This window comes from Ensifer sp., assembly GCF_031989085.1.
Classification (GTDB): domain Bacteria; phylum Pseudomonadota; class Alphaproteobacteria; order Rhizobiales; family Rhizobiaceae; genus Ensifer.
On record NZ_DALZXU010000001.1, the window covers coordinates 842,804 to 859,728 of the forward strand.

12 protein-coding genes and 1 riboswitch are annotated in these 16,925 nt (G+C 63.8%); of the genes, 7 read left to right on the top strand and 5 right to left on the bottom strand.

What is annotated here, in order from left to right:
* Positions 1-3: 3 nt before the first annotated feature.
* The 3 genes from RTP54_RS04040 to RTP54_RS04050 all read right to left on the bottom strand — a co-directional run bounded on the left by RTP54_RS04040 (position 4) and on the right by RTP54_RS04050 (position 3,136).
* Entirely contained in the window at positions 4-1,437 is a 1,434-nt protein-coding gene (locus RTP54_RS04040; RefSeq protein WP_312361189.1) for an FAD-binding oxidoreductase, read from the bottom strand.
* A 44-nt stretch (positions 1,438-1,481) separates the two neighbouring features.
* The gene (locus RTP54_RS04045) at positions 1,482-2,456 is read right to left on the bottom strand and encodes an L-threonylcarbamoyladenylate synthase (protein ID WP_312361191.1); all 975 of its coding nucleotides are present in this window, start codon (positions 2,454-2,456) and stop codon (positions 1,482-1,484) included.
* A gap of 80 nt (positions 2,457-2,536) precedes the next feature.
* Positions 2,537-3,136 (bottom strand): DUF6656 family protein, encoded by a 600-nt coding sequence (locus tag RTP54_RS04050; protein WP_112809422.1) that lies wholly within the window; start codon positions 3,134-3,136, stop codon positions 2,537-2,539.
* A 316-nt stretch (positions 3,137-3,452) separates the two neighbouring features.
* Positions 3,453-3,655, top strand: a riboswitch (cobalamin riboswitch).
* A gap of 105 nt (positions 3,656-3,760) precedes the next feature.
* Between RTP54_RS04050 and RTP54_RS04055 the strand changes: the two genes are divergently transcribed.
* Positions 3,761-5,005 (top strand): aromatic ring-hydroxylating dioxygenase subunit alpha, encoded by a 1,245-nt coding sequence (locus RTP54_RS04055; protein WP_312361194.1) that lies wholly within the window; start codon positions 3,761-3,763, stop codon positions 5,003-5,005.
* 1 nt (position 5,006) lies between these two features.
* On the top strand, positions 5,007-6,104 hold the full coding sequence (locus RTP54_RS04060; RefSeq protein WP_112816768.1) for a hybrid-cluster NAD(P)-dependent oxidoreductase: 1,098 nt from the start codon (positions 5,007-5,009) through the stop codon (positions 6,102-6,104).
* 49 nt (positions 6,105-6,153) lie between these two features.
* On the opposite strand, the gene RTP54_RS04065 is transcribed toward RTP54_RS04060, so the two are convergent.
* Entirely contained in the window at positions 6,154-7,215 is a 1,062-nt protein-coding gene (locus tag RTP54_RS04065; RefSeq protein WP_162703431.1) for a GH25 family lysozyme, read from the bottom strand.
* A gap of 407 nt (positions 7,216-7,622) precedes the next feature.
* On the opposite strand from RTP54_RS04065, the gene RTP54_RS04070 reads away from it, so the two are divergent.
* A complete protein-coding gene (locus RTP54_RS04070; protein WP_312363161.1) occupies positions 7,623-8,066 on the top strand; it encodes a BA14K family protein in 444 nt (147 codons plus the stop codon).
* A gap of 64 nt (positions 8,067-8,130) precedes the next feature.
* Here RTP54_RS04070 and RTP54_RS04075 read toward each other — a convergent pair whose 3' ends face one another.
* The gene (locus tag RTP54_RS04075) at positions 8,131-9,120 is read right to left on the bottom strand and encodes a transporter (protein ID WP_312361195.1); all 990 of its coding nucleotides are present in this window, start codon (positions 9,118-9,120) and stop codon (positions 8,131-8,133) included.
* A gap of 197 nt (positions 9,121-9,317) precedes the next feature.
* On the opposite strand from RTP54_RS04075, the gene RTP54_RS04080 reads away from it, so the two are divergent.
* The 4 genes from RTP54_RS04080 (at position 9,318) to RTP54_RS04095 (ending at position 16,907) form a co-directional block, all read left to right on the top strand.
* The gene (locus RTP54_RS04080; protein ID WP_312361196.1) at positions 9,318-11,096 is read left to right on the top strand and encodes an acyl-CoA dehydrogenase; all 1,779 of its coding nucleotides are present in this window, start codon (positions 9,318-9,320) and stop codon (positions 11,094-11,096) included.
* Positions 11,097-11,106: 10 nt separating this feature from the next.
* Positions 11,107-11,859 carry a crotonase/enoyl-CoA hydratase family protein gene (locus tag RTP54_RS04085; protein WP_312361198.1) on the top strand — a complete coding sequence of 251 codons (753 nt, stop codon included), beginning with the start codon at positions 11,107-11,109 and terminating at the stop codon, positions 11,857-11,859.
* A 462-nt stretch (positions 11,860-12,321) separates the two neighbouring features.
* Positions 12,322-14,394, top strand: coding sequence for a methyl-accepting chemotaxis protein McpU (mcpU, locus tag RTP54_RS04090; RefSeq protein WP_312363162.1), 2,073 nt, complete (start codon positions 12,322-12,324; stop codon positions 14,392-14,394).
* A 302-nt stretch (positions 14,395-14,696) separates the two neighbouring features.
* Positions 14,697-16,907 (top strand): methyl-accepting chemotaxis protein, encoded by a 2,211-nt coding sequence (locus RTP54_RS04095; RefSeq protein ID WP_312361199.1) that lies wholly within the window; start codon positions 14,697-14,699, stop codon positions 16,905-16,907.
* Positions 16,908-16,925 lie beyond the last annotated feature (18 nt).

Genomic DNA, 16,925 nt, shown 5'->3' on the forward strand with positions numbered 1-16,925 from the left:
CTATCAGTCCGCCCGCAGCACCTTGTCGGGGTTCATGATCCCGGCGGGATCGAAGGCGTGCTTGATGCGGCGCATCAGCTCTATCTCGATTTCAGGGCGCACCTCGGCAAGCTCGTCGCGCTTCAACTGCCCGATGCCGTGTTCGGCCGAGATCGAGCCGTTGTAACTGGCCACGATACCGTGAACGATGGCGTTGATCTCTCGCCAGCGATCGAGAAAGGCCTGTTTGTCGGCGCCGACCGGTTGCGAGATGTTGTAGTGAATGTTGCCGTCGCCCATATGGCCGAACGAGCAGATCCGCGCGCCCGGTATCGCCTTGATGACGGCGGCGTCGGCCTCCTTCATGAAGGCAGGGATGCTCGACACCGGAACCGACACGTCATGCTTGATCGAGCCGCCTTCGGGCTTCTGCGCCGGTGACATGCTTTCGCGCATGTGCCACAGCGCCTTGCGCTGTTCTTCGCTGGTCGCGATCACCGCGTTCTCGACCAGCCCGGCGGCGATGCCCTGTTCCAGCAGTTCATGCACCATGCGCTCGGCGCTTTCGGCGGAATCGGACGTGGAAATGTCGATCAGCGCGTACCAGGGGTGAACTGTTGCCATCGGGTCGCGCACGCCGGGGATATGCCGGGTCGTGAACTCGACGCCGAGGCGCGGCATCAGTTCGAAGCCGGTGAGTGCCGCACCACAAAGGCTCGACGCCTTGTTGAAGAGGGCAAGCGCATGCTCGACACTGCCGACGCCGGCAAAGGCGACCTGGTGGCCGAGCGGCCTTGGAAACATCTTGAGAACGGCACCGGTGATGACGCCGAGCGTGCCTTCGGCGCCGATGAACAGGTCGCGAAGGTCGTAGCCGGTATTGTCCTTCTTCAGCCGCCTCAGCCCATCCCAGATCTCGCCGGTCGGCAGCACGACCTCGAGGCCGAGGCAGAGCTGGCGCATGTTGCCATAGGCAAGCACGGCGGTGCCGCCGGCATTGGTCGACAGGTTGCCGCCGATGCGGGCCGAGCCTTCAGAGCCCAGCGACAACGGAAACAGCCGGTCGTGCTCTTCCGCCGCCTTCTGGATGTCTGCAAGGATGCAGCCGGCGTCGGCCACGATGACGTTGCCGATCGGGTCGATATCGCGGATCCGGTTCAGCCGCTGCAGCGACAGCACGATGTCGGCCTTGCCCTCGCGGGGGATCTGTCCGGCCACGTGTCCGGTGTTGCCGCCCTGTGGCACGATTGCCGTGCGGGTGGCGCTCGCAAGCTTCATGATGCGTGACACCTCCTCGACGGTGCCGGGGCGCAGCACCATCGGTGTCGTGCCCTTGTAGAGCCCGCGCGATTCCACGAGGTAGGGGACAAGGTCGGCCGGGTTGGTCAGCGCGTTGGCGCTGCCGACGATATCGATGAAGGAGGCGATCAGTTCGGGAGAGGGGAGCGTCGTCGTCATGGCCCTGCCTTCGCAAATGCGCCCGCAGGCGCCTGGTATCCTGGTCAGTCTCTGGGAGCGGCGGCGCGCTGCAGCCGATCGAGGATCGCTTCTCCCAATCCTTCGGACGGGATGGGGCCGAAGGCGATGGTTGCAGCACCGCTCGCATCCGCCCGCTTCATATAGTCGAACAGATTGGCGGCCGCCTCGCGCAGGTTGGCCGTCGGGCTGAGATCGAGCACGAGCGCCGCCTGTTCCTCGCCGGGCAGCGCCGATCCGCCGAGGCGGATCAGGGCTTCTCCCGGGCGCACGTCGCGGGCATCGAGCCGGACAGCGGCACCCGGCGCGTAATGGGAGGCGAGCATGCCCGGAGCCTCGATCGTCGCGCCGGCGCTCTCAGGCCTTGCGACGGCAAGACCTGTCAGGTTTTCGATATCGGATACGTCCAGACCGCCGGGACGTAAGAGCCGAAGCGCGCCGTCCTCGACCTTGATGATCGTCGACTCGAGCCCGATCTGCGCCGCGCCAGCGTCGAGAATGAGCTTCAGTCTGGGGCCGAGATCGGCCTCCACATGGGCAGCGCTCGTCGGGCTGATCTTGCCCGATGTATTGGCGCTCGGGGCGGCGAGCGGGCGGCCGAAGCGCTCGATCACCCGGCGCGAAAAGCCGTCGGGCATGCGGATGCCCAGCGTGTCGAGGCCGGCCGAGGCAAGCGCATGGACCGAGCTTGCGGCGCGCTGCGGCAGGATCAACGTTAGTGGGCCGGGCCAGAATGCCTCTGCCAGTTGTCGGGACAGGGGATCGAACGTCACATGCGCTTCGGCCATCGCCATGTCGGACACATGCGATATCAGCGGGTTGAAGCGCGGACGCCCCTTCATTTCGTAGATGCGGCCGATGGCATCGGGATTGGTGGCGTCGGCCGCAAGGCCATAGACCGTCTCGGTGGGGATGGCGACGGGCTCGCCTTCGGCAAGAACCGCGCAGGCGCGCTCGATCGCCCGTTCCGGCTCGGTCCGTGTATCGATGATTTCGGCCATATCGCTTCCCTTTCCGTGGCTTCCTTAAAGGAGCGCCGGCGAAAACAGAATGATTTTCTTTATGGAGGCGTCGCCGCCGCTCAGAGGCTGCGGATGATGCGCCGCAGCGCCTCGTCGCGCGCACCGAGCATCAGCACGTTCTTGAGCGCCACCTTTGGATCATCGGTGCGAAAGATGAGGCCGTTGTCGCTGACGCTGCGGTTGATCGTCATCTGTCCTTCCTGCGCGTCGGGTTCGATTGCGACGGCGAAGTACATCCGCGAATAGCCGGTCTGGATGCGTTCGAAGAAGTGTTTTTCGTCGCCGAGGTCGCAGAAGAAATTGGCGAAGTAGAAAGACCAGGTGACGTCCTTGGATTGGGCGAGATGTGTCCTCGCCGCCGTCACGTGGCAGTAGCCCAGATGCGGCCGCCCGGCGAGCGTGCGGTGGAAGATCATCTTGGGAAACTGGATCGAGGTATGGAAGCCGTTCATCCGCTTGTGCGTCGTTTCGCCGGCGGTCGTCAGCTTGTGGCCGGTGCGATTGGCAACTTCGTCATAGCTCAGATAACGCCGCTCGCGTTGCGACCACTGTCGCCGTTCGATACGGCCGGTGCGCAGGAATTCGGTGTGGACCGCCGTCTTCGCGGCGATCGTGGGCAGCTTCTCGGCTGCGGCGTCGTAATATTTGAGCTTTGCCATGAACTTCAATGCGCTGTTTGCCGGTTCTGCCGGTTTCTCCGTCAGGCGACGCTAATGCATTATGGTTAAGAGACTATTTCGACCGCGGCCGGGAAACTGGTACCACGGTGGGGGACGGCATGTCGCAAACCGGCGAAGACACCGCCCTTTCGCGCCGGTATCGCCGGAAAAAGCGACAGATGCCCAAAATTTCGTCTAACCGATTGTTTGCAAGGGGAAATAGTCGATGCCGAGGCGTTTATGGCACAGCATGCACTGTGTCGTCTTTCAGGAATCCGATGTCGTTAACCGGCAGCTGCGACGGTGGCTTCCGCGATTAGATATGCCTACTCAAGGTGCCGCCTTTTAGGGAAGGCGGAGAATTGGGAAGCCGGTCAAAACCCGGCGCTGCCCCCGCAACGGTGGTGGAGCGAAAGCCACGGCAGAAAGCCACTGGACGGGTCCGTCCGGGAAGGCGCCGGGCTGGTCCTTGCGGATAGCTCCTGAGCCCGGAAACCAGCCTTGACACGAACAGACCGTAACGGGTTGCGGCGGGCAGCCGGATCGGAGCCGTCATCGCACAGGCAATGCGCCTGCGCGGGTTCCAGTCCTGCCTCCGCGAAACAAGGCGAACGAGGACAGGACATGGACATCAAGGGCGATATGCTCCGCAAGCTGAAGGGTCGACGCGACGGCTACAGCCTCGACCGGGCCTTCTACATCGACCCCGACTATTACAGGCAGGATCTCGAAAACATCTGGTACAAGGACTGGCTGTTCATCGGCCACGACTGCGAGATCCCGCGCGCCGGCAACTATTTCACCGTCCAGGTCGGCGACTACCCCGTCGTCATCGTGCGCGACCGGCAGGGCACGATCCGCGCCCTGCACAATTCCTGCCGGCATCGCGGCTCGCGGGTCTGCTCGCAACACAAGGGGGCTTCGGCCAAGCTCGTCTGTCCCTACCATCAGTGGACCTACGAACTCGACGGTACGCTGCTCTTTGCCCGTCAGATGGGCGAGGATTTCGACAAGGCCGCGCATAGCCTGAAGCCGATCCATTGCGAAACCGTCGGCGGCTACATCTTCATCAACCTGTCCGAAAAGCCGATGGATTTCGGCCCGTTCCGCGACATGGTTGCGCCCTATCTGGCGCCGCATCGTCTCGGCGAGACAAAGGTCGCCTTCGAAAGCACGATCATCGAGAAGGGCAACTGGAAGCTCGTCTGGGAAAACAACCGCGAATGCTACCATTGCGCCGCCAACCATCCCGAGCTTTGCCGCACCTATCCCGAGGCCCCGTCGGCAACGGGCGTGCAGGGCGCCAAGGATGATCCTGTCATCGCCGCCCACTGGGCCAAATGCGAGGCGACGGGGCTGCCAAGCGAGTTCCGCATGTCCGAGAGCGGCCAGTTCCGCTCGGCGCGCATGCCGTTGATCGACGACGCCGAGAGCTACACCATGTCCGGCGCGCGCGCCGTACGTCGGCAACTGTCGGCTGATGTCAGCCAGAAGCATATCGGCACGCTGCTCCTGTTCCACTACCCGTCGACATGGAACCACGTGCTCGCCGACCATGCCATCACCTTCCGCGTCCTGCCGCTCGGGCCTGAATTGACGCAGGTGACGACCAAGTGGCTCGTCAACAAGGACGCGGTCGAAGGCGTCGACTACGATCTGGAAGAATTGACCCACGTCTGGACCGAGACCAACGACCAGGATCGCCAGATCGTCGAGGAAAACGCCTTCGGCATTCGCTCGCCGGCCTATCAGCCGGGGCCCTATTCGCCCGATCATGAAGGCGGCGTGATGCAGTTCGTCGAGTGGTACTGCAACTTCATGGAACAGCGCCTGCAGGGCGACGCCATGCCGCTCTTCAGGGTCGCCTGACATGCAGATGGCATCCTCCTTCCATCACTTCGACGAGCTGCACGTCTGGATCGACCGGCAGAACATGCTCGAATGCACATCGGCGGTCGTCGAGACCGCCGATGTGATGACCTTTACGTTCCGCGCCGAGAAGCCTTCATGGTTTCGTTATCTGCCCGGGCAGTTCGTCACGCTCGAACTGCCGGTGGCGGACGACGAACCGGTGATGCGCACCTACACGCTGTCGTCAACGCCCTCGCGGCCGCTGTCGATCGCCGTCACCGTCAAGGCACAGGCCGACAGCATCGGCACGCGCTGGATGTTCGATCACCTGAAACCCGGCATGCGGCTGAAGGCTTTCGGACCGCTCGGCGACTTCAGCTTCGTGCGCCATCCCGGCGAGAAGTATCTGTTCATCTCTGCGGGCTCCGGCGTCACGCCGATGATGTCGATGACGCGCTGGATGGCCGACTGCATTCCCGAGACCGACGTCACCTTCATCTCCTGCGCCCGCCGGCCGGACGACCTTCTGTTCCGCTCGGAACTGGAAGTGCTGGCCCGCCAGATGTCCGGGCTGAACCTTGGCTTCGTGGTCGAGGGGCACGAGGCCCGGCATGGATGGCATGGGCTGCGTGGCCGCATCGACGGCGCCAAGCTGCCGCTGCTTGCGCCCGACTTCATGGAGCGCACGGTGTTCTGCTGCGGTCCGGAGCCGTTCATGCGTGGCGTGCGCGAGCTGTTGAAGGCGGCTGGCTTCGACATGAGCCGCTACCATGAGGAAAGCTTCCAGCCGGCGGCAGCGCCGGCCGCCGAGGAGATCGCGGTCAGGGCAGGAGCGGCATCAGACGGCGAGGCCCAAGGCGCCAAGGTGGTGTTCACCATGAGCGGCAAGGAGATCGAGGCCAAGCCCGGCCAGACGATCCTGCAGGCGGCGCGCGCCAATGGTGTGCGGATCGGGGCTGCCTGTGAAGGCGGCATCTGCGGCACGTGCCGGGTGATGAAGGTCGCGGGAGAGGTCGAGATGAACCACAATGGCGGCATTCTCGACGACGAAATCGATGAGGGTTACATCCTCGCCTGCTGCTCGCGGCCGCTCGGGGACGTCCAGATCGAAGCCTGACCGTGGGCGAACATGAATGAGAGCAGCGGCGCTGCTGTTGCGGGACCCGTCAGCGGCCGGCCGCCGCCAGTCGCACCGCCCGCTCGTGCCGACCGAAATCGATCGATCCCGTCGCCATCATGTCGACGCCTTCGCCGGCAGCGCTTGCGGCGTCGGCGCGGCTGATGAGCAAGGGCGCCTCGATCGTCGCCGTTGCCCGGGCCACACTCGACGCGCCGACCCCTTCATCGGCCTTTGCGATCAGGATCAGGGGCATCGGTTTTTCCGGTAGCAACGTGCCCCCGGCCCAGACCGATCTGAGGGCGGCGCTCGTCATTGCGGCGACGTTGACGTCGATGTCGTCGAGCGTGCCGGGAACGCGGTAGGGGCAACGGCGCTTGCCGCAATTGATCCCCGAGGAGAATTGCCACAGCGCGTAGCTGTCCCAGTTGCCCATCGGAAAGACATTGCGGATATCGGGCTTGTAGCGCGCATACCAGAGCGGCAGGCGTGACAGAAGCCGGTGCTTTTCACGGTTGGCGGCGATGTATTTCGCCGTCACGTGATTGGTGTAGAGCATCGGGTAGCGGCCGGTGCGGGTCTTGATATGTCCGGCAAAGATCGCCGCGTCTTCGAGCGACATGTACTTGTCCGGGTCGATGCCTTCGAGATCGAGCACCATCAGTTCGTCGTCGCGTGGGCTCGCATAATCGAGGAAGTGGTTGGCCTGGTCGACCGGATTGCCGGGCCGGGCGAGATGGTAGGCGCCCCACAGCATGCCGTGCGAGCGGGCGATCATCCGTCGGGTCTGGTAGAGTTCCCGGCTGACGGCATATTTGCGCCACATCGTCTTGCAGTGAGCGAAGGTGTCGCCGTTGTGATCGCCGGTGCAGGAGAAGCTTTCGGGCAAGCCGTCGGAGGCCTTGGCGATGAAGCCGGAGATGCGCTTGTCGACGAGCATGGCCTCCCAGTCGATGCTGTTCAGCTCATAGGCATCGACGACGATGGCGTTGGATTTCGTCTTCCAGGGTTCGAGCTCTCCGGCGCGTGCGTTCGCCGCCGCGAAAACCAGACCCAGAAGGGTCGCGAGGCGCAGAATCATCCGTGACGTGGAGATATGCCGCTTTGCCATTCAGAGAGATTGCCGACACTACAGTTAATGGATCGTAAATCCCGGTCCCCGCGGCGACTGTGCTTGAGACGGTGGCGAATGTATAGAGACTTATGGATGTATATTAGGGATTGCTTCGATATCTGTTTCGAAGCCCGGCGCCAGGGGCCTTAGCGCCTCCACCCTGGTCTGGCGTTGCCTATCACGATAGTCGCGCCAGCCTCTCACGATAGTCCGTTTTGCATTGCCTGAACATGGAACAAAACCCGACACTTAACCGTTATGAATCGGTTTCATTGCTCTCGTTGAGCCATCGCCCGGAGCGGTATCGACATCAGGATGAAATCGGGTGAAGCTTTCGGTTGTGCTGATGGTCGCTTGCGCCGAGTGGCGCGCGCGGCGTCCTTATGGAGGTTTATATGAGAACAATGAGTGGCAAGTGGTTTTCCGCTGTGGTTGCTGCGGCCGTCTTAATGACGTCGGCGGCTCCGTCACAGGCCTTCATGCCGGCTCCGCCGCGCGTTGAGCGGCATAGCGAAGCCACCGAGATTCAGTATCGCCGGCCCGGATACGGGTCTGGGTACGAACGGCGCGGTAATTACTATTATTACAATGGCTATCGCGGGTATAACTATCGCCGTCCGGGCTACCGTTACTACAATGGCTGGTGGTATCCGATGGCCGCCTTCGGCGCCGGTGTAATCATCGGTGGTACGGTTGCCCAGCCGCCGCGCTACCAGCGGCCGGCCCCCGTCTATGGCAGCCGTCACGTGCAATGGTGCTACGACCGCTATCGCTCTTACCGGGCATACGACAACACGTACCAGCCCTATGGCGCGCCGCGCCGGCAGTGCTACTCGCCCTACAGCTAAGACGGTCAGGAAACACACTGCGATGAAGGCTGGGCATCGCCCGGCCTTTGTCATGTCGGCAAGGTCACAGAATACCGATCCGCCAGAGGATCCACCACGCTAGCCCCATGGAAAGCGCGATGAGCAGTGCCGCATAGAGCGTGCCGCCGCCATCGGCAAAGGGCAGTGCGCCGGTGTTCATGCCGAAGAAGCCTGTGACCAGCGTCGGCGGCAGCAGGAAGGCTGTCATCAGCGACAGGATGTAGAGGTGGCGGTTGGTTTCGGACGAAATCTTGCTGTCGATTTCCTCGTGCAGCAGCCGGGCACGTTCCTGCAGCGCAAAGACGTCGCGATCGACCGCCTCCAGCCGGTCCGAAAGGCGCTCGGTGGCGTCGATGAAGCCGGGCGGCACCTCGTCCTCATCAGACGCGCCGGCGCGGCGTAAAAGGGCAAGCACCGTGCGCAGGTGCCGGTGAAGGCGAACGACCGTCCGGCGCAGCGGCGCGAGACCCGGCTGCTGCCGGTGGCCGGCCTCGCCATAGACATGGTCCTCGATCACATTCAGCTCTTCCGTCAGCTCCAGCACCAGCGAGATCAGCGTGCGCTGGAATTCCACCACCAGCATTTCGAAGAGATCGATCGGCCGCGCGCATTTCGTGCTCTTCTCGACCGCGGCCTTGACCCGGTCGATGCTGCGCAGCGGGTGCAGCCGGGTGGTGATGATCACCCGGTCGCTGACGGCGAAATGCAGCCAGCCGATGGTCTTCGTCACCGCGTCGAAGGTCCGCTCGAAATCGACCAGCGTGCCGTGAACGATATCGTCGGACACGGTGATGGCGGCCTGGGTGTCGTGGCTGGTCAAGGTCGTGACAGCGGCCACGGGCAGGCCAGCGATGCGCTCGATCAGCGCCGGCGTGCGCGCGTCCGAAAGCGCCAGGTGCAACCAGATCCAGCCGTCACCGTTGATAAGACCGTCGATTGCGGCATCGTTGGCGATGCGCTGGCATCGGCTTTCGCCCGGCAGGAAGCGGTAGGCCCAGACGAGGCCGGGTATTTCTGGGGAAATCAGGTTCATGTGAACGCCTTGGCGAGGGCCATATCCCTTGGCTTCTATGCGCCGTTGATGACAGTTTTGTTACGGTGCCGCCCGTGACGCCAGCGGCGGCATGAGGGGGTGAATTGACGTTGACGTTTACGTAAAAATCAATAGTGTTCGGCCAAACGAAGATGCGCCGGAGCTGTCAACGCGCCCCGGCATCTGGGAGGATCAGCATGTACAAGGCACCCGTCGACGAGATCTCATTCACCCTGAAGCATGTGGCCGGCATGGCCGGCGCGCTGGAAAGCGGCGCCCTCGGCGATCTCGGCGAGGATCTGGTGGATGCTATCCTGTCGGAAGCCGGACGCTTTGCGACCGAGGAAGTGGCGCCGCTCGGCGACGTCGGCGACAGGCAGGGCTCGCGCCTTGTCGATGGCAAGGTCGAGACGCCGGACGGCTGGCGCGATCTTTACCACAACTGGATCGGCGGCGGCTGGAACGGCCTGACGGCGCCGGAAGAATTCGGCGGCCAGAACCTGCCGCACATGCTGCATGTGGCGGCCATGGAAATGTGGAACGCCGGCTCGATGGCCTTTGCGCTCGGGCCGACGCTGACCATGGGCGCCGTCGAGGCGCTGGAGAAGCATGGCTCCGAGGCACTGAAGGCCACCTACCTGCCGAAGATGGTGTCCGGCGAATGGACCGGCACCATGAACCTGACGGAACCGCATGCCGGCTCCGATCTCGGCGTTCTGAAGACGCGGGCCGAGCGCCGCGACGATGGCAGCTATCGCATTTTCGGCCAGAAGATCTTCATCACCTGGGGCGAACACGACTTCACCGACAACATCGTTCATCTCGTGCTGGCACGGTTGCCGGATGCGCCCGCCGGCACCAGGGGCATTTCGCTTTTCCTCGTGCCGAAATTCCTGGTGAATGCCGACGGCTCGCTCGGCGAGCGCAACGACCTGTTCTGCCATTCGCTCGAACACAAGCTCGGCATTCACGGCTCGCCCACCTGCACCATGATCTATGGCGACGGCAGGTTCGGGGCTGAGAAGGGGGCTGTCGGCTACCTCATCGGTGAGGAAAACCGTGGCCTGGCCTGCATGTTCACCATGATGAACAACGCCCGCCTTGCCGTCGGCATGCAGGGCGTTGCGATCGCCGACGCTGCCACGCAGAAGGCGATCGCCTTTGCCAAGGAGCGTACCCAGGGCAAGGCGCCCGGCTGGTCCGGCCAGGGCATGAGCCCGATCATTGAGCATCCCGACGTTGCCCGCATGCTTTTGACCATGAAGGCCCTGACGCAAGGCTCCCGCGCCATCGCCTATGCCTGCGCCCACGCGGTGGACATGGGCCATGTCGAAGGTGACAGGGCCCCCTACTGGCAGGAGCGCTCCAGCCTTCTGACGCCGATCGCCAAGTCATTTGCAACCGATGCCGGCGTCGACGTCGCCTCGCTCGGCGTCCAGGTGCATGGCGGCATGGGTTTCATCGAGGAAACGGGTGCGGCCCGCTATCTGCGCGACGCCCGCATCGCCCCGATCTACGAGGGCACCAACGGCATCCAGGCGATCGACCTCGTCACCCGCAAGCTGCCGCTTTCGGGCGGTGCCCATGTGCGCGGCTTCATTGCCGAGCTGCGCGAGATCGCTTCTGCGGTCAGCGCCTCCAACCGCGAAGGCTTCGGCCAAACCGCAGCGCGGCTCGATACGGCACTCGACGATCTCGCCGGTGCGACGGAGTGGCTGCTTGCCGCCGTCTCGGCCGGCCAGCTCTCCGAGGCGCTCGCGGGCGCGACCGCCTATCAGCGCCTGTTCGGCCTCGCTCTCACCGGCGCCTATCTCGCCAAGGGCGGCCTTGCCGAAGCGTCCGATGGCAGGGACGAGCAGCGCATCGCGCTCAGCCGGTTTGCCGCCGAAAACATGCTGGCGGAGACGTCCGCCTTGAAGGATCGTGTCGTTACCGGCGCTGACAGCCTGGCTGCCGCGCGCGCCGTCTTGGGTTGAGGGAAAAATCATGACTGACCACGTACTTATCGAACGTCCGGAGGCCTATCCGGGCGTACAGGTCATCCGCCTCAACCGGCCGGAAAAGAAGAACGCCATCACGCGTGACATGTACGCGAAGATGACCCATGCCCTGACCGCCGCCGGCAGCGATCCCGCCGTTCGCGTCACCGCGTTTCTCGGCACCGACGGCTGCTTTTCGGCCGGCAACGACATGGCCGACTTCCTGGCGTTCGCCATGGGCGGGACGATGGGCACCGAGGTCATCGATTTCCTGAAGGCGTTGGCAAGCGCTGCCAAGCCTGTCGTCTCCGGTGTCGACGGCCTGGCGATCGGCATCGGCACGACGATCCATCTGCACTGCGATCTGACGATTTCCTCCGCCCGCTCGGCCTTCAAGACGCCGTTCGTCGATCTCGCGCTCGTGCCGGAAGCCGCGTCCAGCCTGATCGCGCCGCGCGTCATGGGTCATCAGCGCGCCTTCGCGCTCCTGGCTGCCGGTGAGCCGCTTGAGGCGCGTGACGCGCTCGAGGCGGGGCTGATCTGGAAGATCGTCGGCCAGGATGCCGTCGAAGACGAGACGCTGTCTCTGGCCGCCCGCCTTGCCAAGAAGCCGCCGGAGGCGCTTCGCATTGCCCGCGATCTCGTGCGCGGCGACCGCAGCGACGTGCTTGCCCGTATCGACGAGGAAGCCACGCATTTTGCTGCCCAGCTTAAAAGCGCAGAGGCAAGGGCGGCCTTCGAAGCCTTCATGCGTCGCTGACGCATCCTGGGTTAAGTCGAACGCCTTTGCGAAGCAGGCATATGCGATAAAAATCAGGGTCTTGTGGCTCGATGCCCCCGCGCTGGCGATCACCGCCGGCGCGCTTTGTCGTCGCCGTCCTTCAGGGGCGGAGCTGGCAAATTCGGGGCGGTCTTTTAGGCGAGCGATTGTAAAGATCAGGTTGCCGCCGGCATCGCGAACTTGCACATGTCAATTTTAATCGCTTCTTAAATAGCCATCGCTAGCGTTCGGCGCGATAGGCCTACCCTTACGAGGGCGGCCCCGGCCGCATGACGCATGGCTGCTCCCGCCTCTTAGGCATGTTCAACGTTTTCCCGAGGCTTGACTGTCCGCCATCCCGGCGGCTGGGCGATGCTGCGCGCGAAAATCATCGAGAGCTCATGTCCGGCGAAGCACGCCGGCCCCTGTTAGGAGCCCATCTTGTCCAAGCGATCGAACCTCATGACGCGCATTCTGGTTGCCGCGTCCGGTGTCGTGGTCACCGCCTTCGTCGGCTTTTCCGTCTATATCGACAGCCTCCAGTACGACACCACGACGAAGGCTGTGGAAGAAAACATAGCGTCCTCCGGCGATCAGGCCGCGCAGAGCGTCGCCAAGTGGCTGAACGGCCGCGTCACCCTGACGGCGATGGTGGCCGATGCCGCTGGCCGCGCGGCTGACGACGCCGGTGTCCAGCCGATCCTCAAGAACGATGTGCTGACCAACGAATTCATGTCGACCTATGTCGGCAACGAGGCGGGCAAGTTCATCACCTGGCCTGACAACCCGATGCCGGCGGGCTACGACCCGCGCCAGCGTCCGTGGTACCAGCAGGCGGTCAAGGCCGACGCACGCGTGCTGACCGAGCCCTATGTCGACGCCTCGACCGGCGACCTCATCATCAGCGCGGCCATCCCGGTCAAGCGTGACGGCAAGCTCTACGGCGTCGCCGGCAGCGACTTCTCGCTCGAAACGCTGGTGCAGATGATCAAGGGCATCGACGTTGGCGGCGAAGGCTTCGCCTTCCTCGCCAGCAAGGACGGTCAGATCCTCGTGCATCCGGACGCCAAGCTCGTCACCAAGACGCTGTCGGACGCCTTCCCGACCAACACGCCGACGATCAGCTCCGGCATCATGAACACAGAGCTGGACGGCAAGCCGATGATCGTCAGCTTCGTGCCCGTCGAGGGGCTGCCCTCGGTCGAATGGTATGTCGGCTTCGTCATCGACGCCGATGTCGCCTATTCCGCCATCGACCAGTTCCGCATTGCGGCCACCGTCGCGACCCTGCTTGCGGTCGGCGTGATGCTCGTCTTCCTCGCGACCTTCCTCAACCGCCTCGTCATCCGTCCGGTGACCGATATGACCGGCGCGATGGAAAAGCTGGCTTCGGGCAACCACAACGTCGAAATCCCCGGAGAAGAGCGCACCGACCAGATCGGCTCGATGGCCGCCGCTGTCGCCGTTTTCAAGGCCAATGCGGTCGAGCGCGCGCGTCTCGAAGATGAAGCGGATGCCAATCGTTCGCTGTCGGAGCGCGAGCGCCTTGAGCGCGAGGCGCAGAAGGCCCGTGACGCCGCCGAGATCCAGCAGGCCGTCGACGGTCTGGCGACCGGTCTCGGCCGTCTTGCCGACGGCGATCTCGCCTATCGCATCGACAATCCCTTCGCCGATCGTCTCGACCGCCTGCGTGCCGACTTCAACAATTCGGTCGCCAAGCTGCACGACACGCTCTGCGCCGTCGGCGCCAACGCCCGCGGCATCGATGCCGGCGCGACGGAAATCCGCTCGGCCGCCGACGATCTCGCCCGCCGCACCGAACAGCAGGCAGCCTCCGTCGAAGAGACGGCAGCAGCGCTTGAAGAGATCACCACCACGGTCAAGGATTCCGCCCGTCGCGCCGAGGAAGTCGGCGCGCTGGTCGCCCGTACCCGGGCGGGTGCGGAAAAGTCCGGCGAGGTCGTCGCCAATGCGGTCGAGGCGATGCATGCGATCGAGAAATCGTCAGGCGAGATCTCCAACATCATCGGCGTCATCGACGACATCGCCTTCCAGACCAACCTGCTGGCGCTGAATGCCGGCGTCGAGGCGGCGCGGGCAGGGGATGCCGGCAAGGGCTTTGCGGTCGTCGCCCAGGAAGTGCGCGAGCTTGCGCAGCGTTCGGCCAATGCGGCCAAGGAGATCAAGGCGCTGATCACCACCTCGGGCAACCAGGTGCGCAGCGGCGTGACGCTGGTCGGCGATACCGGCAAGGCGCTGCAGACGATCGTTTCCGAGGTGCAGGAGATCAACAAGCATGTGAGTGCGATCGTGACGGCGACGCGCGAGCAGTCGACAGGCCTTCAGGAGATCAACACCGCGGTCAACACGATGGACCAGGGCACGCAGCAGAACGCGGCGATGGTGGAAGAGCAGACGGCGGCAAGCCATGGTCTGGCGTCGGAAGCAGCCTCTCTCAACGCGCTTCTCGCCCAGTTCAACCTCGGCAACACCCAGAGCGCCTATGCGCCGGCGCCCCGTCGTCGCGCAGCGTAAAGCTGCGATAGCGGCACGAACAATGAGAAAAGGCCCGGGAAACCGGGCCTTTTTGCATGATGCGTCAGGAATCTCGCCGGATTTGGCGTCATGTCCTTGCTTTTTTAAGCTTTGATAAAGCGCTCACGCATACCGTTTGCGAGCTGCGAAATGACTTCGCCCCGCATGTCGCCTCCAGGTCTTCACCACCGCGACGTGTTCCAGACACCTGTCCCATGCTGCGCGTACCGGCGAACCCGCGACGCTATCGATGATTTGGCCGCGCGCGACCGGAACGGCGCAAGCGCGAGGGGAGACATACGGTGATTCTCAAGACTGCAACGGCACGAAACATGTTTGCCATTGTGATGACCGGCCTTTTGACCTGCATGGTCACTGCCGCCATCGTGTTCTGGCTATCCTACCAGCAATTGCGTGAGCGCAGCATCGCCGAGATGACGAGTGCCGCTTCCGCCAGTGCCCGCAGCGTCGAGACGAAATTCGCCGAAGGCAAGACGCTCGCCAACAACATCCGGTCAGCGCTTTATGCCGTGAAGGGCACCGGCGCGCCGTCGCGCGCAGACATCGAAACCCTCATGAAACGGCTGATCATCGATAATCCGCTCGCCGTCGGCATGAGCACGGGCTGGGAGCCCAACGCTTTCGACGGCAAGGACGCCGACTATGTCGGCAAGCCCGGCCATGATGCGACAGGCCGCTTCGTCCCCTACATCGCCCGCTCCGGCGATAAGGTGATCCACGAGGCACTCGCCGACTACGACAAGCCGGGGCCGGGTGACTATTATCAGATCCCGAAGAAAACCGGTCTCGACATGGTCACCGAGCCCTATGTCTATCCGATCAACGGCCAGGACGTTCTGATGACGTCGATCATGGTGCCGTTGAAGAAGGACAGTGCCTTCATCGGCGTCGTCGGCGTCGACATGGCGCTTGGCGAACTCTCCACCGAACTTGGCAAGCTGAAACCGTTCGGCACCGGTTTCGTGTCGCTCATCAGCAAGGACGGCAGCATCATCAGCCATCCCGATGCCGCGGTTCTCGGCAAGGTGATGAAGGACACGCCCTTGCAGGCCGAAGGCTGGGGGCAGTTGCTTGCAAACACCGGCCACGCCTTCGCGTTGAAACACACTGACGGTAGCGAGCACCTCGCCGTCGCCGTGCCGGTCAATCTGCTTCCGGACACTGTCTGGTACGTGGTGGTCTCGGTTCCCGAAGCAACCGTCTTTGCCGGTCTATCCCAGCTCGCGATGATTTCCGTCGCCGTTATAGCGGTCGCCGCATTGGTGATGATCCTGGTCGGCTGGACGCTGGCCACCCGGTTCCGCAAGCGTGTGGCCAACGTCATCGGCGTCACCGGCAAGATCGCTGCGGGAGAGACCGATGTCGATCTGTCCGAGGCTGAGCGCAAGGACGAGATCGGCGATCTCGCCCGTTCGCTTCGGGTGTTGCGCGACGCCACCATCGCCAAGCTGAAGCTGGAAAACGAAGCGGATGCCAATCGTTCTCTGTCGGAGCGCGAGCGTCTGGAGCGCGAGGCGCAGAAGGCCCGTGACGCCGCCGAGATCCAGCAGGCCGTCGACGGTCTGGCGACCGGTCTCGGCCGTCTTGCCGACGGCGATCTCGCCTATCGCATCGACAATCCCTTCGCCGATCGTCTCGACCGCCTGCGTGCCGACTTCAACAATTCGGTCGCCAAGCTGCACGACACGCTCTGCGCCGTCGGCGCCAACGCCCGCGGCATCGATGCCGGCGCGACGGAAATCCGCTCGGCCGCCGACGATCTCGCCCGCCGCACCGAACAGCAGGCAGCCTCCGTCGAAGAGACGGCAGCAGCGCTTGAAGAGATCACCACCACGGTCAAGGATTCCGCCCGTCGCGCCGAGGAAGTCGGCGCGCTGGTCGCCCGTACCCGGGCGGGTGCGGAAAAGTCCGGCGAGGTCGTCGCCAATGCGGTCGAGGCGATGCATGCGATCGAGAAATCGTCAGGCGAGATCTCCAACATCATCGGCGTCATCGACGACATCGCCTTCCAGACCAACCTGCTGGCGCTGAATGCCGGCGTCGAGGCGGCGCGGGCAGGGGATGCCGGCAAGGGCTTTGCGGTCGTCGCCCAGGAAGTGCGCGAGCTTGCGCAGCGTTCGGCCAATGCGGCCAAGGAGATCAAGGCGCTGATCACCACCTCGGGCAACCAGGTGCGCAGCGGCGTGACGCTGGTCGGCGATACCGGCAAGGCGCTGCAGACGATCGTTTCCGAGGTGCAGGAGATCAACAAGCATGTGAGTGCGATCGTGACGGCGACGCGCGAGCAGTCGACAGGCCTTCAGGAGATCAACACCGCGGTCAACACGATGGACCAGGGCACGCAGCAGAACGCGGCGATGGTGGAAGAGCAGACGGCGGCAAGCCATGGTCTGGCGTCGGAAGCAGCCTCTCTCAACGCGCTTCTCGCCCAGTTCAACCTCGGCAACACCCAGAGCGCCTATGCGCCGGCGCCCCGTCGTCGCGCAGCGTAAAGCTGCGATAGCGGCACG

Bases quoted from the DNA above. Each gene is read 5' to 3' on its own strand.
- RTP54_RS04040 (WP_312361189.1), bottom strand. From the start codon at position 1,437: ATGACGACGACGCTCCCCTCTCCCGAACTGATCGCCTCCTTCATCGAT.
- RTP54_RS04045 (WP_312361191.1), bottom strand. From the start codon at position 2,456: ATGGCCGAAATCATCGATACACGGACCGAGCCGGAACGGGCGATCGAG.
- RTP54_RS04050 (WP_112809422.1), bottom strand. From the start codon at position 3,136: ATGGCAAAGCTCAAATATTACGACGCCGCAGCCGAGAAGCTGCCCACG.
- RTP54_RS04055 (WP_312361194.1), top strand. From the start codon at position 3,761: ATGGACATCAAGGGCGATATGCTCCGCAAGCTGAAGGGTCGACGCGAC.
- RTP54_RS04060 (WP_112816768.1), top strand. From the start codon at position 5,007: ATGCAGATGGCATCCTCCTTCCATCACTTCGACGAGCTGCACGTCTGG.
- RTP54_RS04065 (WP_162703431.1), bottom strand. From the start codon at position 7,215: ATGGCAAAGCGGCATATCTCCACGTCACGGATGATTCTGCGCCTCGCG.
- RTP54_RS04070 (WP_312363161.1), top strand. From the start codon at position 7,623: ATGAGTGGCAAGTGGTTTTCCGCTGTGGTTGCTGCGGCCGTCTTAATG.
- RTP54_RS04075 (WP_312361195.1), bottom strand. From the start codon at position 9,120: ATGAACCTGATTTCCCCAGAAATACCCGGCCTCGTCTGGGCCTACCGC.
- RTP54_RS04080 (WP_312361196.1), top strand. From the start codon at position 9,318: ATGTACAAGGCACCCGTCGACGAGATCTCATTCACCCTGAAGCATGTG.
- RTP54_RS04085 (WP_312361198.1), top strand. From the start codon at position 11,107: ATGACTGACCACGTACTTATCGAACGTCCGGAGGCCTATCCGGGCGTA.
- mcpU (WP_312363162.1), top strand. From the start codon at position 12,322: ATGACGCGCATTCTGGTTGCCGCGTCCGGTGTCGTGGTCACCGCCTTC.